The organism is Ruegeria sp. BHSB172, assembly GCF_059613165.1.
In genome coordinates this window covers 1-23,479 of record NZ_JBXWRZ010000030.1, presented here as the reverse complement: position 1 = coordinate 23,479, position 23,479 = coordinate 1, and the positions used below count along the sequence as shown (strand labels likewise).

At 63.3% G+C, this 23,479-nt stretch carries 22 protein-coding genes; 15 read left to right on the top strand and 7 right to left on the bottom strand.

The genetic code is table 11. The annotated features are described in order from the left end of the window. Positions 1-158: 158 nt before the first annotated feature. Genes fabA through AC2FM3_RS13175 form a run of 4 tightly spaced genes read left to right on the top strand, consistent with a single transcriptional unit; the run spans position 159 to position 2,997 of the window. Positions 159-668, top strand: coding sequence for a bifunctional 3-hydroxydecanoyl-ACP dehydratase/trans-2-decenoyl-ACP isomerase (gene fabA, locus AC2FM3_RS13190; protein ID WP_149775635.1), 510 nt, complete (start codon positions 159-161; stop codon positions 666-668). A 48-nt stretch (positions 669-716) separates the two neighbouring features. Continuing rightward, complete coding sequence (gene fabB, locus AC2FM3_RS13185; RefSeq protein ID WP_496682543.1) at positions 717-1,946, top strand: beta-ketoacyl-ACP synthase I; 1,230 nt, start codon at positions 717-719, stop codon at positions 1,944-1,946. Positions 1,947-1,951: 5 nt separating this feature from the next. Beyond that, complete coding sequence (locus AC2FM3_RS13180) at positions 1,952-2,743, top strand: enoyl-ACP reductase FabI (RefSeq protein WP_005978083.1); 792 nt, start codon at positions 1,952-1,954, stop codon at positions 2,741-2,743. Between the two features lie 59 nt (positions 2,744-2,802). After that, positions 2,803-2,997, top strand: a complete 195-nt coding sequence (locus AC2FM3_RS13175) for a hypothetical protein (RefSeq protein ID WP_496682542.1) — start codon at positions 2,803-2,805, stop codon at positions 2,995-2,997. Between the two features lie 11 nt (positions 2,998-3,008). On the opposite strand, the gene AC2FM3_RS13170 is transcribed toward AC2FM3_RS13175, so the two are convergent. Beyond that, the gene (locus tag AC2FM3_RS13170) at positions 3,009-3,437 is read right to left on the bottom strand and encodes an FKBP-type peptidyl-prolyl cis-trans isomerase (protein ID WP_149775631.1); all 429 of its coding nucleotides are present in this window, start codon (positions 3,435-3,437) and stop codon (positions 3,009-3,011) included. 128 nt (positions 3,438-3,565) lie between these two features. Between AC2FM3_RS13170 and AC2FM3_RS13165 the strand changes: the two genes are divergently transcribed. The 9 genes from AC2FM3_RS13165 (at position 3,566) to AC2FM3_RS13125 (ending at position 11,798) form a co-directional block, all read left to right on the top strand. After that, a complete protein-coding gene (locus AC2FM3_RS13165; protein WP_496682540.1) occupies positions 3,566-4,252 on the top strand; it encodes a haloacid dehalogenase type II in 687 nt (228 codons plus the stop codon). Next, positions 4,252-5,079 (top strand): alpha/beta fold hydrolase, encoded by an 828-nt coding sequence (locus tag AC2FM3_RS13160; protein ID WP_496682538.1) that lies wholly within the window; start codon positions 4,252-4,254, stop codon positions 5,077-5,079. Before AC2FM3_RS13165 ends, AC2FM3_RS13160 begins: the two co-directional genes overlap by 1 nt. After that, entirely contained in the window at positions 5,076-6,050 is a 975-nt protein-coding gene (locus AC2FM3_RS13155) for a threonine ammonia-lyase (RefSeq protein WP_496682537.1), read from the top strand. The genes AC2FM3_RS13160 and AC2FM3_RS13155 overlap by 4 nt, the downstream gene beginning before the upstream one ends. 73 nt (positions 6,051-6,123) lie before the next feature. After that, positions 6,124-6,912, top strand: a complete 789-nt coding sequence (gene pcaD / locus AC2FM3_RS13150; protein WP_496682535.1) for a 3-oxoadipate enol-lactonase — start codon at positions 6,124-6,126, stop codon at positions 6,910-6,912. A gap of 13 nt (positions 6,913-6,925) precedes the next feature. Continuing rightward, positions 6,926-7,639, top strand: a complete 714-nt coding sequence (locus tag AC2FM3_RS13145; protein ID WP_496682533.1) for an alpha/beta fold hydrolase — start codon at positions 6,926-6,928, stop codon at positions 7,637-7,639. Between the two features lie 117 nt (positions 7,640-7,756). Then, positions 7,757-8,956 carry a TCR/Tet family MFS transporter gene (locus AC2FM3_RS13140; RefSeq protein WP_496682532.1) on the top strand — a complete coding sequence of 400 codons (1,200 nt, stop codon included), beginning with the start codon at positions 7,757-7,759 and terminating at the stop codon, positions 8,954-8,956. Positions 8,957-9,036: 80 nt separating this feature from the next. Further along, the gene (locus AC2FM3_RS13135; protein ID WP_496682530.1) at positions 9,037-10,131 is read left to right on the top strand and encodes a Zn-dependent alcohol dehydrogenase; all 1,095 of its coding nucleotides are present in this window, start codon (positions 9,037-9,039) and stop codon (positions 10,129-10,131) included. Positions 10,132-10,162: 31 nt separating this feature from the next. Further along, on the top strand, positions 10,163-11,395 hold the full coding sequence (locus tag AC2FM3_RS13130; RefSeq protein ID WP_496682528.1) for a mandelate racemase/muconate lactonizing enzyme family protein: 1,233 nt from the start codon (positions 10,163-10,165) through the stop codon (positions 11,393-11,395). Between the two features lie 115 nt (positions 11,396-11,510). Next, a complete protein-coding gene (locus AC2FM3_RS13125) occupies positions 11,511-11,798 on the top strand; it encodes an ArsR/SmtB family transcription factor (protein ID WP_496682527.1) in 288 nt (95 codons plus the stop codon). 6 nt (positions 11,799-11,804) lie between these two features. Here the strand turns inward: AC2FM3_RS13125 and AC2FM3_RS13120 are convergent, their stop codons facing one another. Beyond that, the gene (locus AC2FM3_RS13120; RefSeq protein ID WP_496682526.1) at positions 11,805-14,891 is read right to left on the bottom strand and encodes a cyclic nucleotide-binding domain-containing protein; all 3,087 of its coding nucleotides are present in this window, start codon (positions 14,889-14,891) and stop codon (positions 11,805-11,807) included. Between the two features lie 125 nt (positions 14,892-15,016). Here AC2FM3_RS13120 and AC2FM3_RS13115 point away from each other — a divergent pair, with 125 nt between their 5' ends. Continuing rightward, on the top strand, positions 15,017-15,409 hold the full coding sequence (locus AC2FM3_RS13115) for a DUF3307 domain-containing protein (protein ID WP_496682524.1): 393 nt from the start codon (positions 15,017-15,019) through the stop codon (positions 15,407-15,409). Here AC2FM3_RS13115 and AC2FM3_RS13110 read toward each other — a convergent pair whose 3' ends face one another. After that, complete coding sequence (locus tag AC2FM3_RS13110) at positions 15,410-15,871, bottom strand: Lrp/AsnC family transcriptional regulator (protein ID WP_496682521.1); 462 nt, start codon at positions 15,869-15,871, stop codon at positions 15,410-15,412. It lies immediately after the preceding gene. A 139-nt stretch (positions 15,872-16,010) separates the two neighbouring features. Between AC2FM3_RS13110 and AC2FM3_RS13105 the strand changes: the two genes are divergently transcribed. Then, entirely contained in the window at positions 16,011-19,439 is a 3,429-nt protein-coding gene (locus AC2FM3_RS13105) for an indolepyruvate ferredoxin oxidoreductase family protein (protein ID WP_496682519.1), read from the top strand. On the opposite strand, the gene AC2FM3_RS13100 is transcribed toward AC2FM3_RS13105, so the two are convergent. The 4 genes from AC2FM3_RS13100 to AC2FM3_RS13085 all read right to left on the bottom strand — a co-directional run. After that, positions 19,427-20,158, bottom strand: coding sequence for a hypothetical protein (locus AC2FM3_RS13100; RefSeq protein WP_496682517.1), 732 nt, complete (start codon positions 20,156-20,158; stop codon positions 19,427-19,429). The genes AC2FM3_RS13105 and AC2FM3_RS13100 overlap by 13 nt on opposite strands. A gap of 54 nt (positions 20,159-20,212) precedes the next feature. Further along, positions 20,213-21,517 carry an NAD(P)/FAD-dependent oxidoreductase gene (locus AC2FM3_RS13095; RefSeq protein WP_496682515.1) on the bottom strand — a complete coding sequence of 435 codons (1,305 nt, stop codon included), beginning with the start codon at positions 21,515-21,517 and terminating at the stop codon, positions 20,213-20,215. Then, complete coding sequence (locus AC2FM3_RS13090) at positions 21,504-22,190, bottom strand: TetR/AcrR family transcriptional regulator (protein WP_496682514.1); 687 nt, start codon at positions 22,188-22,190, stop codon at positions 21,504-21,506. The genes AC2FM3_RS13095 and AC2FM3_RS13090 overlap by 14 nt, the downstream gene beginning before the upstream one ends. Before the next feature lies 1 nt (position 22,191). Beyond that, a partial coding sequence (locus AC2FM3_RS13085; protein ID WP_496682511.1) for a trimethylamine methyltransferase family protein occupies positions 22,192-23,479 on the bottom strand: 1,288 nt, incomplete at its 5' end.

Genomic DNA, 23,479 nt, shown 5'->3' with positions numbered 1-23,479 from the left:
ATATAAGTGCCGTCCGCCGGCAATTTCAATTGAAATTCATTCGCAATCCGATCGGCCCCATCCCCCCGATGTGTTCGGCTGCTCTTGCAGGACCTTGCAAACGGGTGCTAGACGAGGCCAGATTGAACCAACAGACCCCAGGCAGGAGACGCGGCAGAATGGCCCAATTCCCTAGCAGCTTTGACAAGGACGATCTGCTGAAATGCGCCCGCGGCGAATTGTTCGGCCCCGGCAACGCCCAGCTGCCCGCGCCGCCGATGCTGATGATGGACCGGATCACCGAGATCTCGGCCGACGGGGGCGCGCACGGCAAGGGCCATGTGGTTGCCGAGTTCGACATCACCCCGGACTTGTGGTTCTTTGAATGCCACTTCCCCGGCAATCCGATCATGCCCGGCTGCCTGGGCCTGGATGGCCTGTGGCAGCTGACCGGGTTCAACCTTGGCTGGCGGGGCTGGCAGGGTCGTGGCTATGCGCTGGGTGTGGGCGAAGTCAAGCTGACCGGCATGGTGCGCCCCGACCGCAAGATGCTGACCTATTACGTCGATTTCACCAAGGCCGTGCAAACCCGCCGTCTGACCATGGGAGTGGCAGATGGCCGGGTCGAGGCGGATGGCGAAGTCATCTATCAGGTCAAGGACATGAAGGTTGCATTGTCAGAAAGCTGACCTCAGCTGATCGGCAACAAGCACAGAACGGAATACAGGAGTACGCTTATGCGTCGCGTCGTCGTAACCGGATTGGGGGTCGTTTCCTCCATTGGGAACAATGCCGAAGAGGTTCTGGCCTCGCTCAAGGCAGGTAAATCCGGCATCGAGGCCAACGAACAGATGGTCGAACACGGCTTTCGCAGCCAGGTGGCCGGTTCACTCAAGATCGACGTGGCCGAGCACGTGGACAAACGCGCACTGCGGTTCATGGGCCCCGGCGCCGCCTATGCGCATATCGCGATGAGCCAGGCGATCACCGATGCCGGCCTGACCGAAGATCAGGTCGTGAACCCGCGCACCGGCCTGGTGGCGGGTTCGGGCGGGCCGTCGACCAGCGCCATGCTGACGGCGCATCAGACCGTTCTGAAAACCGGCGCGACCAAGCGGATCGGCCCGTTTGCCGTTCCAAAGTGCATGTGCTCGACCATTTCGGCCAACCTGGCCACCGCCTTCAAGATCAAGGGCATCAACTATTCGATCACCTCGGCCTGCTCGACCTCGCTGCACTGCATCGGCAATGCGGCCGAGCAAATCATGATGGGCAAGCAGGACGTGATGTTCGCCGGCGGCGGCGAGGAACTGGACTGGACCCTATCGTGCCTGTTCGACGCGATGGGCGCGATGTCGTCCAAGTACAACGACGCGCCCGAGAAAGCCTCGCGCGCGTTCGATCAGGATCGTGACGGCTTTGTCATTTCCGGCGGCGGGGGCATCGTCGTGCTGGAAGATCTGGACCACGCGCTGGCGCGGGGCGCCAAGATTTATGCCGAGGTGACCGGCTTTGCCGCGACGTCCGACGGCCATGACATGGTCGCCCCGTCGGGCGAAGGTGGCGAGCGGGCCATGCGCCTGGCGCTGCAGACCCTGCCCGAGGGCCGGAAGGTCTCTTATATCAACGCGCACGGTACCTCGACCCCGGTCGGAGACGTGGGCGAAGTCGAGGCTGTGCGCCGCATTTTCGGCGAGGGCAGCGTGCCGCCGATTTCTTCGACCAAGTCGATGACCGGCCATGCGCAGGGCGCGGCGGGCGCGCTCGAGGCGATCTTCTGCCTGCTCATGCTCGAACATGATTTCATTGCACCGTCGATCAACGTCGACACATTGGCCGAAGGCATTCAGCCCGGCGAAATTGCCACGCAAGTGGTTGAAAACGCAGGCTTGGATAGTGTCATGACCAACAGCTTCGGCTTTGGCGGCACGAATGGCTCCATGGTTCTGTCCAAGTATAACGGGTGATCGAGATGTCAAACTGTCTGAAGGGAAAACGCGGTCTGATCATGGGCGTAGCCAATGACCGCTCGATCGCCTGGGGCATCGCCAAGGCCATGCACGAGGCCGGGGCCGAGCTGGCCTTCACCTATCAGGGCGAGGCCTTCGGCAAGCGTCTCGAGCCGCTGGCGCAAAGCTTGGGCAGCGACTTCATGGTCGATGCCGACGTGACCGACGACGCCTCGCTGGACCGGGCCTTTGGCGAATTGTCCGCGCGCTGGCCGACGATCGACTTTCTGGTCCACGCAATCGCGTATTCAGACAAGACCGAACTGACCGGCCGGTTCTTGAACACGACGCGGGCCAACTTCAAGCACTCGCTGGATGTGTCGGCCTATTCCTTCATCGAAGTCGCGCGTCGCGCCTATCCGATGATGAAGGACAATGGCGGCACCCTGCTGACCCTGACCTATCAGGGGTCGAACCGCGTGGTTCCGAACTACAACGTGATGGGCGTGGCCAAGGCGGCGCTGGAATCGGCGACCCGCTATCTGGCCAACGACCTGGGGCCCGACGGCATCCGGGTCAACGCGATTTCGCCGGGCCCGATGAAGACATTGGCCGGTGCGGCCATCGGCGGTGCGCGCAAGACCTACAAGTTCTGCGACCAGAACGCGCCGCTGCGCTCGAACGCAACGCTCGAAGCGGTGGGCGGCACCGCCGTTTATCTGGCTTCGGATGCCGGCGCCTGCACCAGCGGTGAAATCATCCGGGTCGATGGCGGGTTCCACGTTCTGGGCATGCCTCAGCCCGATTTTATGTGACTCGATCTTTCCCTGTCGCCGCCAAGATTTGACCAATTTTCGGCGGCAGGTTTCGGCACATGAGCAAACTTGACCGAATAATCGCCAGCAGCCCGCGCGTGCAACAGGCCCGTCGAAAGGAAAGGTTCCTCAGCGAGCGTGCGCGCAAACTGCTGCTGACCCTCACGACACTGTTGATCTTGTGGGTGTTCTATACCCAACCGCAGCTGCGGTCCGCAGTTGGGTCGTTGTTGGATCTGGTGCCCGGGCTATAGGCCCGGACCGGTCAGTTGACCGAAACGACCTCGATATCAAAGGTCAGATCCTGCCCGGCCAGCGGATGGTTGGCATCCAGCGTAACAGTGGTGTCGGTGGCCTCGACCACGGTGACCGGCAAGGCTTGCCCGTCCGGGGTCTGCATCTGCAACTGGGTGCCGGGGTCCAGCGGAATGTCGGCCGGAATGCCTTCGCGCGGGATGTCCTGACGCATCGCAGGATTCACCGGGCCATAGGCGTCTTCGCACGCCACTTCGACCCGTTTCTTGTCGCCGACTTCCATCCCCGGCAGGGCCGAATCCAGCCCTGGAATGATCTGGCCGGATCCGACCGCGAATTCCAGCGGCTCGCGCCCTTCCGAGCTGTCGAAGACTTTGCCGTCCTGCAAAGTGCCGGTGTAGTGAATGCGAACGGTGTCGCCTTGTTTGATTGCGGTCATGGTGGCCTCCGGCCTTGAAGTAGAAAGAGCCGCCCAACCTAGAGCCTGCCGCGCCGTTGTAAACCCTTTTGCGCTTTTCCCACTGGGGCAGTTGTGCAAACCTGCGCGCAATCACGGCGGAGGATCACATGGCAATCACGACCTGCGTTTTCGACGCATATGGCACCCTGTTCGACGTGACCGCCGCGGCGCGGCAGGCGGCAGCCGAGCCCGGCTTTGAAGCGTTGCAGGCCAAATGGCCCGAGCTTGCCAATCACTGGCGCCTGAAGCAGTTGCAATACACATGGCTGCGCGCCGTGGCCGACGCCCATGCCGATTTCTGGGACGTTACGCAGGACGGGCTTGACTGGGCGCTCGACGCGACCGGCCTTCAGGGCGACCCAAACCTGCGCCAGCGTCTGCTGGATCTGTATTGGGAGCTTCAGGCCTATCCCGAAGTACCCGCGATGCTGAAGGCCTTGAAATCCGGCGGTCTGCAGACCGCGATCCTGTCGAACGGCTCGCCACCGATGCTTGACGCCGCCGTCAGGTCGGCGGGCATCGGCGCGTTGCTGGACGATGTACTGTCGGTCGAAAGCGTCGGCGTGTTCAAACCCCATGCCAAGGTCTATGATCTTGTTCCCGCCCGGTTCGGTTGCGACCGGTCCGAAGTGCTGTTCGTCAGCTCGAACGGCTGGGACGCGGCCGGCGCCAGCGGATACGGCTTCGTCACGACCTGGGTGAACCGAGCGGGTGAGCCGATGGACCGGCTGCCGTGGACACCCGCCCATGTGCTGTCCGATCTAACGCGCATCCCCGAACTGGCGGGCCTGTGATGCCGCGTTTCACGACCACCGATGGACTGAACCTTTACTACGCGGACACCGGCAAGGGGCAGCCGCTTCTGTGCCTGGCCGGGCTGACCCGCAACAGTCTCGATTTCTCGTTCCTGGCACCGCATGTCGCCGATCTGCGCATGATCGCGCTGGATTATCGCGGCCGGGGGCAATCGGCCCACGACCCCGACTACCGCAACTATACCGTCGCGCACGAGGCGCAGGACGTAATCGCGTTGATGGACCATCTGGCCCTGGACCGGGCCAGCATCCTGGGTACCTCGCGCGGCGGGCTGATCGCCATGACGCTGGCAACCACCCATCCCGACCGTCTGGCCGCCGTGATTCTCAACGATGTCGGCCCGGTGATCGAGCCGCAGGGCATCGCCCGGATCATCGACTATGTGGGCCGCAAACCGGTGTCGAAAACACTCGATCAGGCGGCTGCGGTCTTGAAACAGATGATGGAGCCGCAATTCCCCGACATTCCGCTTGCGGTCTGGCGCAAACAGGCCGCGTTCCAATACGAAGAAACCGACGACGGACTGGCCCTGCGCTATGACCCGGCCCTGCGCACCGCCTTGCTGGAACAGATCGAAGCCGGCGAAACCCCGGACCTGTGGCCCCTGTTCGATGCCTTGCGCGCCGTGCCAACAGGCGTGATCCGCGGCGCCAACTCGGACCTTCTGAGCCGCGAAACGGTCGATGCCATGCGCGCGCGCCATCCCGGCCTGATCACGGGCGACGTGCCCGATCGCGGCCATGTCCCGTTTCTGGACGAGCCACAATCCCTCGACATCATCCGCAAGACATTGGAACTGGCATGAGCACCATTGACCTGATCGAAGCCGCCGCCGACCGTCTGGCTGGCCATGTGCGCAAAACGCCGCTGCTGACCTCGCCCTTTCTGGACCAGATCGCGGGGCGCCGGGTGCTGGTGAAACCAGAATGCCTGCAGCACACTGGCAGCTTCAAGTTCCGCGGGGCCTGGTCGGCCATTTCCGCGCTGGACGACGCGGCCCGCAAACGCGGGGTTATTGCCTATTCCTCGGGCAATCATGCGCAAGGGGTAGCCCATGCCGCAACTCTGCATGGCACCAGGTCGGTCATCGTGATGCCCTCGGACGCGCCCCGGCTGAAGATCGAGAACACCCGCGCTCTGGGGGCCGAGGTCGTGCTGTATGACCGCGCCTCCGAAAGCCGCGAGGATATCGGCGAGGCGCTGGCGGCCGAGCGCGGCCTGACCCTGATCCGCCCCTATGACGAACCGCAGGTGATCGCCGGGCAAGGTACCGTCGGCCTGGAACTGGCGCAGCAAGCCCGCGATCTGGGCGTCGAGACCGCCGATGTGCTGGTGTGCTGCGGCGGCGGGGGGCTGACGGCCGGCGTCGCCCTGGCGCTGGACCGCCACGCGCCCGGCCTGCGCGCCCGCCCCTGCGAGCCCGAGGGGTTCGACGATGTGAAACGCTCGCTGGCCGCAGGCAGCATTCAGGCGAATGCGGCCACCGCCGGCAATCTTTGCGACGCAATCCTGACGCCGCAACCCGGCGAGATCACCTTTCCCATCCTCAACCGCCTGTGCGGGCCCGGTCTGGCGGTCTCCGAGGCCGAGGCGCTGCAGGCGATGGCCCAGGCCTTTCTGCGCCTGAAGATCGTGCTGGAACCCGGCGGTGCGGTTTCGCTGGCGGCGGCGCTGTTCCGAAAGGACGAGATCGCGGGCGATGCGGTGATCGTCGTGGCCTCGGGCGGGAATGTCGATCCGCAGGTCTTTGCCGGGGCATTGGAATTCCTGACCTGACAAGCGGTCGGGCTAGGTGCCATAAGGTGCGGCAAACGCTGCAGAAACCCAATAAAAGAAAAAGGTCGCCCAGATGCACATCGCGGATTTCGGAGAGGTCAAGCTGCACTATCGCGAGGACGGAACCCCTGACGGGGCACCCGTCGTCTTTGCAAACTCGCTGGGGACCGATATGCGCCTGTGGGACCCGATCCTGCCGTTGCTGCCCGACGGTCTGCGCATCATCCGCTATGACAAGCGCGGGCATGGATTGTCTTCGCAGCCGCCCGGCCCCTATTCGATGGGCGCTTTGGTGCGCGATGCCGAGCGATTGCTGGATCACCTTCAGGTCCGCGACTGTGTCTTTGTCGGACTGTCCATCGGTGGTATGATTGCACAGGGCCTGGCCGTGAAACGACTGGACCAGATCAGGGCGATGGTGCTGTCGAACACGGCAGCCAAGATCGGCACTCCGGCGATATGGGCCGACCGGATCGCGGCCGCGCGCAAAGGCGGGATCGAAGCCCTGGCCGACGCGACGATGGAGCGATGGTTTTCCAAGGCGTTCCGGTCCTCGCCGGACGTCCACCTGTGGCGCAACATGATGGTGCGGCAGCCGTTGGAAGGGTACCTGGGCTGCAGCGCCGCGATATCGGGAACTGATTTCTTCACGCCGACCAGCGGATTGCGCCTGCCGACGCTGGGCATCGCCGGGTCCGAGGATGGATCAACACCCCCGGACCTTGTGCGCGAAACGGTCGATCTGATCCCCGGCTCGCGGTTCGAGTTGATCCGCAAGGCCGGACACCTGCCCTGCGTCGAACGGCCCGGCGACTACGCGGCGCTGCTGTCGGATTTTCTGGCCGAAACCGGGCACGTCTGAGAAGGAGGAACCGGTGGCGAAGTTTCTGTTGATCCACGGGTCGTGCCATGGCGCCTGGTGCTGGCGCGACCTGATCCCCGAACTCAGATCGCTAGGGCACAGCGCGCGCGCCATCGACCTGCCCAGCCACGGCGCAGACCCGACGCCGGTGTCGGCCGTCACCCTTGACGATTGCCGTGACGCGATACTTGCGGCGTCCACACCCGACACCATCCTGGTCGGGCATTCCTGGGGCGGCTATCCGATCAGTGCCGCGGCCGACCATGCGCCCGACCGGATGCGGGCGCTGATATACCTGTGTGCTTACGTGCCCCGGCCCGGCCTTTCGATGATCGACATGCGCCGGCAGTCTCCGCGACAACTCATTGCGGATGCAGTTGAAAAATCGGCCGACGGCCTGTCCTACACTGTCCTGCCGGAACGGGTGGAGGGCCTGTTCTATCATGACTGCGCGCCTGAAACGGTGCGCTATGCCCTTGCGCGGTTGTGCCCCCAGGCCATCCGCCCCCAGGACACGCCTTTGGACCTGAGCGGCGGTTTTGCCCGCGTTCCCAAGGCCTATATCCGCGCCACAGACGATCGGACCATTCCCCCGGAATACCAAGAGGACATGAGCCAGATCGCACCACCGGATCTGCGCCTATCCATCGACAGTTCGCACTCGCCCTTCTTTTCGCAACCCGGACATCTTGCACAGCAACTGAGCGGATTGGCCGCCCGGCTCTAGCGGTTGGGAAGTGACCGCACGTCACAAGCCGTTTGCCGCCGCAAACCACCCCGAGCGGGTTCATAGACCGGCATGGCCTCGCTAGGCTCGGCCCGAAAAATAACAGTTGGCACAGGCATGCGGCTTCCTTTTCTTTTTGCGTTCGGAACCGTGATGATCGATGCAATGGGCATCGGTTTGATCATGCCGATCATGCCGCAGCTGATCGTCGAGGTGCAGGGTGGGTCTCTGGCCTCGGCCGCTATCTGGGGCGGCATTCTCAGCACCGCCTTCGCGGCCATGCAATTCCTGTTCGGGCCGGTTCTGGGAAATCTGTCCGATGCCTATGGGCGCCGGGTCGTTCTGCTGGTGTCGCTGCTGATGATGGCGCTGGACTATGTCGTGATGGCGATTGCGGGCAGCATTTGGCTGCTGCTGGCCGGGCGCCTTCTGGGCGGCATCACGGCGGCCACGCATTCCACCGCCGCGGCTTTTATCGCCGACGTGTCGAAACCCCATGACAAGGCAGCCAATTTCGGGCTTTTGGGCGCGGCATTCGGGGTCGGATTCGTGCTGGGGCCGTTGATGGGCGGGCTGCTGGGCGAATATGGCACACGCGCACCTTTCTGGGCCGCCGCGGGGCTGTCGGTGCTGAATTTCTGCCTTGGATTTCTGGTCATGCCGGAAACGGTGACCGACAGAAACCGCCGCCCGTTCCAGTGGCGGCGCGCCCGGCCCGACAGCGCCCTGCGCGCGATTGCCGGCCTGCCCGGTATCAGGCCGCTGCTGTGGGTCTATTTCCTGTATTCGGTGTCGATCTATGTCTACCCGGCCATCTGGTCTTATTTCACGGTCGAGCGGTTCGGCTGGTCGACCCAGATGATCGGGCTGTCTCTGGCCGTTTACGGGCTGGGCATGGCTGCCGTTCAGGGCGGGCTGATCCGCCCGGCCACCCGGCATCTGGGCGAGCGCAGAACGATCCTGCTGGGCATGGTGTTCGAGATCGTCAGCTTTCTGCTGTTGGGCTTTCTGGCCAATGGCACCATCGCCCTGATGCTGATCCCGATCACCGCCTTGGGCGCGATGGTCACCCCGGCGCTGCAGGCGCAGATGTCGCGCGCAACGCCGGATTCGCAACAGGGCGAGTTGCAAGGTGTGCTGGCCGCCCTGCACGCCTTGTCCATGATCCTTTCCCCACTGGTCATGACGGCAGTGTTTGCGCAGTTCGCCCGGCCCGATGCCGCGATCTATCTGCCGGGGGCGCCTTTCCTGCTGGCGATGGGCCTGATGCTGGCGGGCTTCGCGTTGTTTTTACGGGTCCGGGCTTCCGATATGTAACAACGACATGGGAATGACGTTTTCCGTCTTGCAGCCCACGGTTTCAAACGCCACCGTGACCCAAACCAAAAGAGGGATCCATGCAGACCATCAAAGCCGCCGTATGCCGCGCCTTCAACCAACCGCTTGTCATCGAAGACATCCAGATCGCGCCGCCCGGCATGGGCGAGGTCGAGGTCACGCTGGATGCGGTGGCGATCTGCCACTCCGACATCACCTATGCCAGCGGCGCGTGGGGCGGGTTTCTGCCCGCCGTCTACGGGCACGAGGCCGCAGGTGTGGTCTCGGCCGTCGGAGAAGCCAGCGGCGGATTCAAGGTTGGCGATTCGGTCGTGGTGACCCTGATCCGCGCTTGCGGGTCCTGCCCGTCCTGCGCCAGCGGCAAGCCGGTGATCTGCGAAACGCCCTATGACACGGTCAACGGGCCGCTGCGCACGGCGAACGGTGGGGCGCTGGAACAGGCGATGGCCTGTGGTGCCTTTGCCGAAAAAGTCGTAGTCAGCCATCGCCAGATCGTAAAGATCCCCGACGCGATGCCCAAGGACGTGGCCAGCCTGCTGTCCTGCGGGGTGATCACCGGCGTGGGGGCGGCGGTCAACGCCGCTCAGTTGCGCCCGGGTCAGGATGTCGTGGTCATCGGCGCGGGCGGGGTGGGCCTGAACGCCATCCAGGGCGCGCGGCTGGCCGGGGCCCGGCGGATCGTGGCCGTCGACATGACCGAAGAAAAGCTCGAGATCGCCAAGGAGTTCGGCGCCACGCACGGGGTTCTGGCCACGCTGAAAGAACCGTGGAAAGCGGCGTACAAAGCCCTGGGCGGTCGGGGGGCCGATGCGGTTCTGATCACCGTTGGGGCCATCCCCGCCTATGATCAGGCGCCTCGCTATTTGGGTCGTGGTGGCAAGGCGGTGATGATCGGCATGCCGCATTCCGGCGCGCAATCCAGCTATGAGCCGGTCATTCTGGCAGCACTGGGTCAGGGCATGGTCGGTTCGAAGATGGGCGACGTGGTGATCCAACGCGACATTCCGTGGATGATCGATCTGTATGAACAGGGGCGGCTGAAGCTGGACGAGCTGATCTCGGGTCGCTGGACGCTGGAACAGATCAACGAGGCCATCGAGGACACCAAGACCGGGTCGGCCAAGCGCAACGTCATCGTATTTGACCGGGGCTGACGGCCCCGGACCACCGGCGGGAGGAGACCGGATGAAACTACAGGATCTCGACATCATCGTGACCGCTCCGCCCGCGCCGGGCTGGGGCGGGCGCTATTGGATTCTGGTGAAGGTCACCACCGACACCGGCATCACGGGCTGGGGAGAATGTTATGCCTCCTCGGTCGGCCCCGAGGCGATGAAACACGTCATCCGTGACGTGTTCGACCGCCACATGGCCGGCGAAAACCCCGAGAATATCGAGCTGATGTTCCGCCGCGCCTATTCCAGCGGCTTCACCCAGCGCCCCGACCTGACTGTGATGGGGGCATTCTCGGGGCTGGAAATCGCGTGTTGGGACATTCTGGGCAAGGACCGGGACCGCCCGGTATACGCTCTGATCGGCGGCCGGATGAACGATCGCATCCGCGCCTACACCTATCTGTACCCGCTGCCGCAGCACAATCTGACCGATTTCTGGACCTCGCCCGAACAGGCCGGGGAAAGCGCCGCCGAAATGGTCCGGCGCGGCTTCACCGCGGTCAAGTTCGACCCGGCCGGTCCGTACACGATGCGCGGCGGGCATATGCCGGCCATGTCCGACATCTCGATGTCGGTGGCCTTCTGCAAGGCGATCCGCCAGGCCGTGGGCGACAAGGCCGACCTGCTGTTCGGCACCCATGGCCAGTTCAACACCGCGGGCGCCATCCGCCTTGGGCAGGCAATCGAACCTTACTCGCCGCTGTGGTTCGAAGAGCCCACCCCCCCGGACATGATCGAGGACATGGCCCGCGTCGCGCGCAATGTCCGCATTCCCGTGGCCACAGGCGAGCGGATGACCACCAAGGCCGAATTTGGCGCGGTCCTGCGCTCCGGTGCGGCCGAGATCCTGCAACCCGCTTTGGGGCGGGCTGGTGGCATCTGGGAGATGAAGAAGGTCGCCGCCATGGCCGAGGTCTTCAACGCGCAGATGGCGCCACATCTCTACGCCGGGCCGGTGGAATGGGCCGCAAACATCCATCTCGCGGCCTCGATCCCGAACCTGCTGCTGTTGGAGACCATCGAAACGCCGTTTCATGACCGGCTGATTAAGGGCTCGATCCGGGTCGAGAACGGCTTTGTCGAACCGCCTTTGGCCCCTGGTCTGGGTATTGAGGTCGATGAGGATCTGGCCCGCGCCCATCCCTATTCCGGCGACGGTCTGCACCTGCAGATGCAGGAAGACCCCTGCGATTATGTCAACGGCAATGCCTTCCAAGGCGGCGCCCCTGCCACCGAGGGGTGACAAGACCGGGCGGCTTGGTGCATACAGGCCCGGCCCGATCTTCAGCGCTGCAAGGTGTATCTTGACCCGTCCAGACACTGACCGAACATTTCAGCCCGCCAAACCAACGTTGGACATGGCCGCAAGCGCGACCCAAGCCGCCGCGTTCCTCAAGACCCTCGCCCATGAAGGGCGGCTGATGATCCTGTGCCACCTGAGCGCCGGCGAAAAGTCGGTGAGAGAGCTGGAGAAACTGCTGAATCTGCGCCAGGCCGCAGTCAGCCAGATGTTGGCGCGGCTGCGGGCTGAAGGGCTGGTTTCGACCAGACGCGAGGGCAAGGCGGTCTTTTATTCGCTTGCGGACGGGAACACGGCGCAGGTCATCGATCTGCTGTATTCGCTGTACTGCAAGCCGCAAAGCTGACCCGGATCAGCGCGAGACATACCCCGCGATCACCTGCATCAACTTGAACGCCGTCGCCGCGTCGTTTTCGACCACGGCCAGGAACTCTTCTTCGCCGATGCGCAGACAGGTCAAATCGGTTTCGGCCACCATGCTCAGAGCGCGGGGCTCCTTGCGGATCAGCCCCAATTCGCCGACCAGGGTGCCCGGCCCGACGCGGGTCACCAATTGGTCGGGGCCGCTCTCTTGCGGCAGGTACAATCCCGCCTCGCCCTCGATGATCATATAGGCCCCGTCGGTGGGCTGATCGTCTTTCAGGAAAACGACCTCTCCGGCGCTGGCGCGATACCATTGCGCCCCGAAGGCCAGCAGGCGCAACTGCCGCCGGTCCAACCCCGAAAACAACGGCGTCTGTTCAAGTGCGCGCAGCTTGCGGACCAGATCGGCCGAGGCTGCGCCTTCGCCTTCGGATTCGGATGCGATTTGATCTGACACGACCCGACCTTGCCGGATTTCGACATACATGTCGAACACGCCCGGAGTCTGGAACTGATCGTTCAGATAGATGATCGTGGTGTCGGGCAGCAGCGCCCGCAGGTTCCGGAACACCGCGATCTGGGTTTCCATGCCATAGCTGGCAAGCGCGTTTTCCAGGATCAGAATGTCGGGCTTCTTGATCGTGGCGCGGGTGAAGGCCAGCGGCTCGGACAGGGCCGCCGGCAGGTTCTGCCCGCCCAGCGCGACCGGGATGTCGTAGATCAGTTCGATCACCATCGGGCGCGCGCCGTTCTCGGCCAGCACATCGGCGACCAGTTTGCGCACCTCGTCCGAGCGGGCGCCGCCGATCTGGCTGACCTTGCCGAACAGCGCGTTCTCCAACACCGTCAGGCCCGGGGCGAATTGGTTGGGATCCAGCGGCGCGAATACGTCGTTCAGCCGCTCCATCAGCTTGTGAGAATGGCTGTGGCGCAATTCCAGAATGCGGTTCTTCAACTCGTCGGAAAAGGCCGGACCGATCTGCTCGGCCGAGATCACGAACGGCACCGCCAGCAAGCTGGCCAGTTGCTCGTCATCCAGCCCGGCAGCCCCGGTCTCGCGCGTCCGCTCGACCAGTTCGACCGCCGCCTCGTAGGTTGCGGCCTCGAGCCCCAGTTTCCGGAACAGCGGGTGGTCGGTTCCATCCAGCCCGAAGATCTGCCGCAACATTTCGATCACGTCGCGCGTCAACGCCACCAGCGTCTCGTCCAGCCCCAGCTCTCGCAACTGACCTAGAAAAACGGTCTGCCGCGCCAGCAACTGCTGGGTCACCGGAACGCGCGGAACCGCAAACAACAGATTTTCGGCCACAGGCAGCGCCGGATTGTAGGACGCACGGTCAAACAGCAGCGCCTGCTGTTCAAGACCGGCCGTCCGAATGGCATCCTGCACCACCGGCCGCAGTTCGATCAATCGGGCGACCAGTTCGGGGTGCAGGTCCTGATCGAACACCTGCTCGGCCCCGCGCTGAAACAGGGTCGGTCCCGAACCCATCCCCTCGATCAGCTGCAGCCACCAGTCCCGCAGGTCCTGGGTGGTTTCAAACCCGGCCAGCAACGGTTCGAGCCATTCGGCGTCGAGCGGATCGGGGCTGTTGCCAGCGCGCAGCGTTTCCTGAAAGTCCGGATCGTCGGGCGGTGGGGTCAACGGGCGCTGCCGCAGCGGTATCATCACGTTGTCGCCGATGGTTCCCTGAAACATCACCGGGCGCGAGGTCGCATGCCCGATCCGGGCGGCGATCACCGCCTGATGCAGGCCCGACAGATCCTGACCGGCGACCTCGACCTTGCCCGATCCGGGCAGGATCTCGCGCGTCAGCAGATCGGCTAGCGCGCGGCGGTCTTCCTCGCTGGGGGCGGCGATGCCGATGGTCCGGCCGGCACCGAAGGTCAGGTTCAGATCGTCCAGAATTTGGTTCCCGTCCAGATCGCGCACCGTCACCTGATCCAGCACGATGTCGCCCTTCAGGTGCGGAACGTCCTCGGGCGTGCCCTCGAACAGCCTTTCATCCAACATTCCTTGGGGGGCAAAGCGTTCGATCACCACCTCCCACCGCAGCGACATGTCCTGGGTCTGGTTGTAGTAGGTCAACAGTTCCTTCCAGGGCGAGCTGAGATCCTTGTACGCGGCCAGGGCGGCCACCAGCGCCCCCAATGACACCGACCCCTGCAGCACCAACAGACCGCCCACCAGGTAGAACATGAACGGCGTCAATTGGGTGATGAAGTTGTTGATGAACTTCATGAAGAATTTCTTCTGGTAGATCTCGAACCGGATGCCGAACAATCGGCCCAGCTGCGCCGAGATCAACGCCAGACGATAGCGCCATCCGCCGTTCTGGCGCAGGGTGGCCGCGCCGGCCGCGTTTTCGCCGATCTGGGCGGCCAGAACGCGGACCTCTTGAATGCGACGCTTGTTGAGCAGGTTGATCTGCCGTTGCAGCCGCGGAATCAGCCAGGCCTGCACTGGTATCAGCGCCACAGCGGCCAGGCCGAACCAGACGCTTTGCAGGAACAGGAAGGACAGGATGGTCAGCATCTGCCCGGCCTGCAGAACCGGCTGGCTGATCGCGTCGCCCATCAGGCCGCCCATCGGCTCGCTTTCGGCGGTGATCATCGAAACCAGCTCGCCTTGGCTGACCCGTTCGAAATAGGGCTGCGGGAACCGCACCGCCCGCCGGATCAGCTGATAGCGGAACCGACGCAGCATGCGCTCGCTCAGAACGCCCTTCATGGTGTTGATGCGCATTTTCATCAAGCCATGCGCCAGGACGGCGGCCAAAAACGCAAAACAAAGAATGATTAGGAATGTCGTTTGTTCCAGGGCAAAGCCCCAGACATCGACCACCTCGCTCGAGGCGCCGATCGCATCGTTGATGATACGCTTGGGCAGTTCCAGCGTCAGATACAGCAGTGGGAAAAGGGTCGCCGTCACGGCCAACAGGATCAGCTGATCGCGTTTTGAGTACTTCCAGATAAACCCGAAAATCGAACGTTCTATGGCGCCTGACCCTGCTGATGAACCAAATCTCAAAACTGGCAACGTTCGAATGAACAAAGCAGGCCGACGGTACAGCATTCGCAATCGGCGACGCAAACGGATTCGGGTGGCGGGAAACTAATTCGGCTTGTGTGAACTAGTTCATTTGCGAACGCGGGAATTTGCACCTAATCTGCGGTGGGGATGATATCGGGAGGGTTCATTTGCCTGCCACACTGGGCACAGTGCTGCTTTTGGTTGCGTTGCTTCAAGTCAAGCACATGTTTGCCGACTTCTATCTCCAGACCCCCAAGATGTTGTCGGGGCGCGGGGTATATCTCCATGCTGGGCGCGCCCAGCATGCGCTGGTGCATGTCATCGGCTCGGTCATCGTATTCGTGATCTTCGGCGCCCCATTGTCCTTCATTCTGATGATCGTGGCGCTGGAGTGGATCATCCACTTCAACATCGACTTCGCCAAGGCCAGCTATTCCGACAAAAAGCAGTTGCAACCGAACCAGGCGGCGTATTGGCGCGCGGCGGGGCTGGATCAGTTTTTACACAACCTGACCTATGTCGGCATGGCCTGGGCATGGGTCGAGTTCGTGCCCAGATGATCACAGCTCGACCGGCCGGTTGCGCTTGACCGGGCGCAGGACGACATTCGTCTGCGCGCTGGCAACTGCCGGCAGTCGAAACAGGAAATTCTCGAGAAACTCATTGTAGGCAGCCAGATCCCGGCACAGGACCCGCAGGTGGTAATCGGCCTGGCCGGTGGTGGAATAGCACTCCTGCACTTCTTTGCATGTCTCGATCGCGCGGATGAATTCCACGATCCGGTCCGGGTCGTGGCGGGTCAGATGCACATGCACGATCGCCTCGAACGCCAACCCCATCGCGGCCGGGTTCACGACCGCGCCATAGCGTTCGATGACACCGGCCTCTTCCAGCGCGCGCACGCGCCGCCAAAGGGCCGAAGCCGACATACCCACCGCATCCGCCAGATCGGCATTCGACATGCGACTGTTCTTCTGCAAAAGCGCCAGGATGCGGCGATCTCTGTCGTCCAGCTCCAACATGCGCCCAGATTATTTCAAAAATCGCATATTTGTGAACAAATTTTTCGGACAATACCTATTTTCTCGGAGAAATTGAAACGATTTTTCACGCAGATCGGTCCAGAATTCTCGGGTTCAAAACTACGCGCGGACCCCAGCCATGAGCCACCACGACAGCGCACTTCGGACCTATCAACTTGCAGACCGCTATGAACAGACCACCGGCCGGGTATTCCTGACCGGCACGCAGGCGCTGGCACGCATCCTGATGGATCAGGCACGGCGCGACCGCGATGCCGGGCTGAACACGGGCGGGTTCGTCTCGGGCTATCGCGGCTCGCCCTTGGGCGGGCTGGATCTGGAACTGTGGCGCGCGCGCGAACGGCTGAAATCCGACAACATCACCTTCATGCCCGCCGTGAACGAAGATCTGGGCGCAACCGCCGTTCTGGGCGCGCAGCAGGCGACCCTGGACCCGCAGTGCGAATTCGAAGGCATCTTCTCGATGTGGTACGGCAAGGGGCCGGGCGTCGACCGCTCAGGCGACGCATTGAAACACGGCAACGCCTATGGCTCGGCCCCCAAGGGCGGCGTGCTGGTCGTGGCCGGCGACGACCATGGCTGCGTCAGCTCATCCATGCCACACCAGTCCGACGTGGCCTTCATGGCATGGTTCATGCCCACGCTGAACCCGGCCTCGGTCGAGGAGTATCTGGAATTCGGCGAATACGGCTTTGCTCTGTCGCGGTACTCCGGCACTTGGGTGGGGTTCAAGGCGATTTCGGAAACCGTCGAAAGCGCCCGTTCGGTCGAGCTGCGCCCCGACCGACAGTTCATCCTGCCCGAGATCGACCTGCCCCCCGGCGGGTTGCATGTGCGCGCCGCCGACCTGCCCTCGCCCGAGATCGAGACCCGCATCCAGCACAAGCTGCGCGCCGTGCGCGCCTTTGCCGAGGCCAACCCGATCGACCGGCGCGTCTATGATATCGACAACGCCAAGTTCGGCTTTGTCACCACTGGCAAGGCGCATTTGGACCTGATGGAGGCCTTGCGCCTGCTGGGACTGGACGAGGCCGCCTGCCGCCGTCTGGGCATCGACATCTACAAGGTCGGCATGGTCTGGCCGCTGGCGCGGCGCAACGCGCTGCGCTTCGTGAAGGGCAAGGCCGAGGTGCTGGTCGTCGAGGAAAAGCGCGGCATCATCGAAAGCCAGTTCAAGGAATATTTCTATGACTGGCCGGGCGACAAGCCGCACAAGATGGTGGGCAAATACGACAGCCACGGCGAACCGCTGATCCCGTGGACGGGCGAGTTGAACCCGCTGATGCTGGTCCCGATCGTGGCGGCCCGGCTGGACAAGTTCTTCCCCGAAGAAGGCCTGCCCGCCAAAGCCAAGGCGCTGACCGAACGGCCGCCGCAACTGATCAACGTGCCCGGAGCGACCCGCACGCCCTATTTCTGCTCGGGCTGTCCGCACAACACCTCGACCAAGGTGCCCGAGGGTTCGATGGCGGCCAGCGGCATCGGCTGCCACGTCATGGCCTCGTGGATGGATCGCCACACCGTCGGCTATGCCCAGATGGGCGGCGAAGGTGTGCCGCATGTGGTGGCGTCCAAGTTCAACGGCGGCAAGCACATCTTCCAAAACCTCGGCGAGGGCACCTGGTATCACTCGGGCTCGCTGGCGATCCGGCAGGCGGTCGCGGCCGGGACCAACATCACCTACAAGATCCTCTACAACGACGCCGTGGCCATGACCGGTGGTCAGCCGGTGGACGGGCCGGTCAGCGTGGCCGGCATCGCCCAGACCTGCCGCGCCGAGGGCGTCGAGCGGATCGCTATCGTTTCGGACGACATCTCTAAATTCCACCACGCCGATTTCCCGGCGCAAACAACCTTCCACGACCGCGCCGAACTGGACACCTTGCAACGCGAGCTGCGCGAGACGCCGGGCGTGACCGTCCTGATCTATGAACAGACCTGCGCCACCGAAAAGCGCCGCCGCCGCAAGCGCGGCACGATGGAGGACCCCAAGCGGTTCGTCTGGATCAACGACCTAGTCTGCGAAGGCTGTGGCGACTGCTCGGTCGAATCCAACTGCCTGAGCGTCGAGCCGCGCGAAACCCCGCTCGGCCGCAAGCGCAAGATCAATTTGAGCTCGTGCAACAAGGACTTCTCGTGTCTCAACGGATTCTGCCCCAGCTTCGTGACCATCGAAGGCGGCGAACGCCGCAAACGCATGGCAAAGCTGGATCTGGCAAAACTCGAGGACGGGCTCCCCGACCCTACCCTGCCCCGCCTGGACAAACCGTTCGAGCTGCTGGTCACCGGCGTGGGCGGCACAGGCGTGGTGACGGTTGGTGCGCTGATCACGATGGCGGCCCATCTCGAGGGGAAAGGCGCCTCGGTCCTGGATTTCACAGGCTTTGCTCAGAAATTCGGAACCGTTCTCAGCTATATCCGTTTGGGAGACACTCCAAACGCGCTGAACCAGGTCCGCATTGATCAGGGCGCGGCCGATGCGGTGATTGGTTGCGACGTCGTCGTCAGTTCGGCTCCCAAAGCCTCGGCGCACTACCGCAAGGGTACGCGCGTGGTCCTGAACCGGGCGGAAATGCCGACCGGCGATATCGTTCTGCGCCGCGACGCTCAGTTGCAGGTAAAAGCCCGTGAACAGGCAATTCAGAACGTGGTTGGGGCGAAAAACCTGTTCGGTTTCGACGCCAATGCGGTGGCGGAAAACCTGCTGGGTGATGCCGTGTTTGCCAATGTGATCATGCTGGGTTTTGCGTGGCAGCACGGTCTTGTGCCGGTATCGCATGTCGCGCTGGGTCAGGCGATCCTGCTGAACAGTGTCGCTGTCGAGAAGAACCGTCTGGCTTTTGCAATCGGGCGCAACATGGCGGTTCGTCCGGACGTTCTGGCGCTGCCTTCCGACGACTTTGGTTCGGACGAAACACTGGATCAGATGATTGCGCGCCGCACCGCCTACCTGACCGAGTATCAAAACGCAAAATACGCGCAGGCCTATGCCGATCGTATCGCCGCCCTCCGCTCGGCGCTGCCCCAGGCTGACGAGACCCTGCTGCGCAGCGTCGCTCGCAACCTGTTCCGCTTCATGGCCTACAAGGATGAGTTCGAAGTCGCGCGGCTGATGACTTCGGACCATTTCGCCCAGGACCTGGCCAACCAGTTCGAGGGCGATTTTGCGGTCCGCTTTCACATGGCTCCGCCCCTGCTGAGCCGCAAAACGGACGCACGGGGCCGACCGCTGAAAAAGGCGTTCGGACCTTGGATGCAGCCGGTTCTGCGGGGCCTGTCAAAGATGCGGGCGCTGCGCGGAACAGCTCTCAATCCGTTTGGCTATCACGCCGAAGCGCGCCTCCACCGCGATCTGCTGAATTGGTATCAGGGGCTGTTGGACCGCTTTGTGGCCGAGTACGGCGATCAGGATGCCGAAACGTGGCAAAGCATCCTGGCCTGCGCTGACGAGATCCGCGGTTATGGCCCGGTTCGGATACAAGCGGCCGAGACTGCCAGACGAAAGGTCGAAGACTTGTTGCGCGCGCCGCGCGCTCAGGCCGCCTGATCCAGCACCGAGGCCTTGTAAGCTGCGAGCCAAGCCGCATCCAGCCGGTCGACAACGGCTGGATCGAACCGGTCTTCGACCTCCCAATACCGGCCGGATGGCACCACGTAACCGACCTCACACTCGGCCTGCAGCAGAGCATCGACGTGTTCGGTGCTCGGCAGGGCCTCGGGGATCACTTCTGTATGCGAAACGGATGGATAGACCAGCCGGCTGGGTCCGGAGGACAACCGCACCACATTGCAATCCTGACGCGCCGCCAGCAGCGCCAGCCGTGCCGATTTCGCCTCGAGCGAGCGCAAGGTGACGTCGGCGCGCAAGGGATCGGCCGTTCCCTGGCCGTAGAAATGGGTATTGCCCGAGCGCGGATAGACCATGTCGCAGCCAAAGTAGGCCAGTACCGATGGTTTGAGATCGCCTAGCGCCCAGTACCCGGCAGTAAAGGCCATGGTTCCACCGGCATAGACGAAGCCGCCGTAAGCGTTCTGGATCGGGACATAATCCTGCGCCGTCACGATGCGCTGCGTCGCTGTCAGACAGTCGGGGCGGTTCTCGGCCGGAAAATCCTCGGGATGGATCAGGAAATCCCAATCTTCGCGGATGCGCCAGGCGTTGTTGATGGCCACGATATGAGTGAACGCCCCGCGCGCCAAATCCCGCGCAGCCAGTGCTGCGGGCGCACTTCCCAAGATAAGAACTCTGGTGTCATTCTCCGCCATCGAACACGCCCTCTCTCAGTGTTTCCCGAGAGCTAGCGCATTTGTCCGGCATGGCTAGCCAAGGACCGAAAAGCTGCTTTCATCGTTGATGGGCCGCTTGCGGGAATAGAAACCCACGTCGATGGTACGTTTGATATAGGGCAGCTCGAATTGCAGGTGCTGGGCGTCGTGATCCGCACCGCCCTCACAATACTCCACCAGCGCGGCCATCATCTTGCCTGCGATCGGCGCGTTCTTGTACTGGTTCCCGCTGGTGCCGCAGGCCATGTAAAAGCCCGGCAGGCTGGATTTGTCATAGATCGGGATCCAGTCGGTCGAGGCGTCATAAAGATCCACGACCCCCCGCATCCGCGAGGGGATGCCCAGGTTGGGAACGCGCTGCGCGTATCGCATCGCCTGCGTCGTCCACTGGTCCGTGAAGTCGTGGTTGTAGTGCACGTCATCCTCGCACCACTGATGCGGGTCGCAGTCCGGGTCCTCGGATCCGATCAGGATGTGGTTGCCGTGTTCTGGCCGGCAGTAGCAGGCAATGTCGCTGTCCGAGACGATGGTTCCCTGACGCTCGAAATCGAACCCTTCGGGCGCCGGCACATGCACCACCTCCTGCCGCAGCGGGCGGGTTTCGATGGTCATGTCGTCCAGCACACCCGCCATGCGGTTGATGATCGACGATCCCGGCCCGGCCACGTTGATCACCACGGGCGCGTGAATCTCTTCGCCCGAGGCCAGCCGGACGCCTTTGACCCTGCCACCTTCCTGCAAGATTTCTACGACCTCGACCCCGGTCCGTACCTGCGCGCCGTGTTGCTTGGCAGCATCCAGAAGGTTCTGCGCCGACAAGGCCGGGTCGGTTACATAACCCGCCTTAGGCCAAAATACCCCGCCGCCCATCCGCGCCCCGTTCGGCTGGCCGAATTCCGGGTCGTCCATCCGCTTGGCCGGGGCAAAACTTTCAAGAGAGTAGATCGGCAGGCGGTCGAGAATCTGTTCGGCTGACCATTCTTCGAAGGGGCAATCCAACTCGGCGCTGTATTTCTTGTGTTTTTCCAAGTGGCCGTTGGCCTCGGTCTTCATGACCAGGCACCCGGTCTCGCGGAACTGCGCCAGATCGGCCCCGTCGGGCAGGCCCAGATAGTCGGCCCAGTCGCGCCAGTAGTGATAGCCCTCCCACGCAAAGGCGGTGCCGTCGAAGGTGGAATAGTGCATCCGGATGATCGCGCAGGACCCGGCGGTCGAGCCATGCCCCACCTGCGCGTTGCGGTCCAGCGAGAGGGTCTTCCACCCGGCCGTGGCCATCTCGAACGCGATGGCCGCGCCGATCACGCCGGTTCCGATGATGATTGCGTCAGGCTGGCTCATGGCTTGATCCTCTCTCCCAGCAGCGCTTGGCATAGGCGCTGAATTCCTCGATTTCCTCGGGCCTCGGTTCGACCCCGGTAAAGACGTACAGGTAATGCGGCACCAACGACAGGCGCGTCGCCAATGGCTCGTTCAACTGCGCCAGATCATAGCCGATCTGCATGTAGTACAGCACCCGCGCACGGGTTTCGGCCTCGACCGCCTCATAGCCATGGCGGGCAAACATGGCCCGCAGCGCGGCCAGGCGGCGGGCATCGGACTGGTCCAGCATGCGCCGCACCTTGCCTGATCGCCGCGCCCAGTCGCGCACGGCAAAATCCAGCGCCGTGTCGAACAAGGCGGTGTTGACCACGCAGCGATGCACGTTGCAGACGGCGGCGGTGATGGTCTTTGCCGGGGCCTCGGCCTGCGCGATCAGGGCGGCGGTGTTGGTGGCCTGCCAGCGATCCAGCAGCGCATCCAGCAGGTGCTGCCGGGACTTGAAGTACCAGTAGAACGAGGACCGCGACACCGCCATGCGGTCAGCCAGGTTCAGCACCTTGACCTGCTCGACCCCGTCCGAGATCAAGACATCCATCGCCACGTTCAACCAGTCATCGCGCGTGACCTTGACGTTGCCGACAAGCGGCTCGGCCTTGGGGTCGTCACGATGCAGGATGGGTTTGCTGTTCATCTCAACTCTCCGGGGGTGCGCCGCCCTCGGCGGTTCGGCGCGCGATGAAGTCGCGCATGGCGTCCAGCCCCGGCTGATCCTGCGCGGGTGGTTCGAAATTGGCCAGTATGTCCCGCCAAACCGCAGTGGCCCGGTGGTTCGCATCGACCGATCCGCGTTCGGTCCAGGTGCCGAAATTGGCATAATCATGCAGGTGCGGTTCATAGAATTCGGTGGTGTAGCGCTCCATAGTCTGACTTGTGGCAAAGAAATGGCTTCCGGGCTCGACCTCGCTCAAGGCGGTGTCAAGGCCAATCTCGGCTTGGCCTGCCTGAGCCCCGGCACACAGCTCGGCCACCATGTTCAACACCTCGGCATCGCAGACCAGCTTTTCAAAGGACACGGTCAGCCCCCCTTCCAGCCAGCCGGCCGAATGGATGATCACCGTGGCCCCCGCCATCAGGCAACCCCACAGCCCAAACTGGTTTTCATTGGCGGCCTGCACGTCATTGGCGTTAGAGGCCGATCCGGCCGCCGACCGCCACGGCAGGCCCAGATGCCGCGCCAGTTGCCCCGCCGCCAGTGAGGCCTGGAAATGCGAGGGCGTGCCAAAGGCCGGGGCGCCTGATTTCATGTCCACGTTACTGGTGAAGGTGCCATAGCAGACCGGCGCGCCGGGATTTGCCAGTTGGGTCAGGGTCAGGGCGGCCAGCGCCTCGGCATGGGACAGGGTGATCGCGCCCGCAACCGTGATCGGCGCCATCGCTCCCATCAGCGTGAACGGCGTGATGATCGACATCTGCCCGTGACGGGCAAAGTCGATCAGCCCCTGCGCCATTGGAATGTCCAGCGTGCGCGGGCTGTTGGTGTTGATGATGGTGTAGCAATGCGGCCGGGCGCGAAACTCGTCATCCGACAGGCCCCGCGCGACGGCCAGCATCTGGAAACAATCCAACACCTGCGGCGTCCCGCGCGAGAAGAAGAACGGAAACTTGTCGGTCAACTCCATCTGCGCCTGCGTGGTGAAATAGTGGCGCAGGTGAGTCGGCACGTCCTGCGGCTCGACCTGCGGCGAAATCATCTGGAACACGTCGAAATGATGGGTGAGCTTCAGGAACTCGAGGTAATCCTGCCCGCTGGCCGGGCGGCGGCCGCGTTCCAGATCGGTGGCATTGGGCGCGCCTGCGCCGGGTTGAAACACCAGGCTGCCCAGCTCCAGCGTGAAGTCGCGATGCCGCGCCCCTGCCCGGCAGGCGATGGATTTCGGGGCCGAGTCCACCGCAGCCTCGACCAGATCGCGACCGATGAAC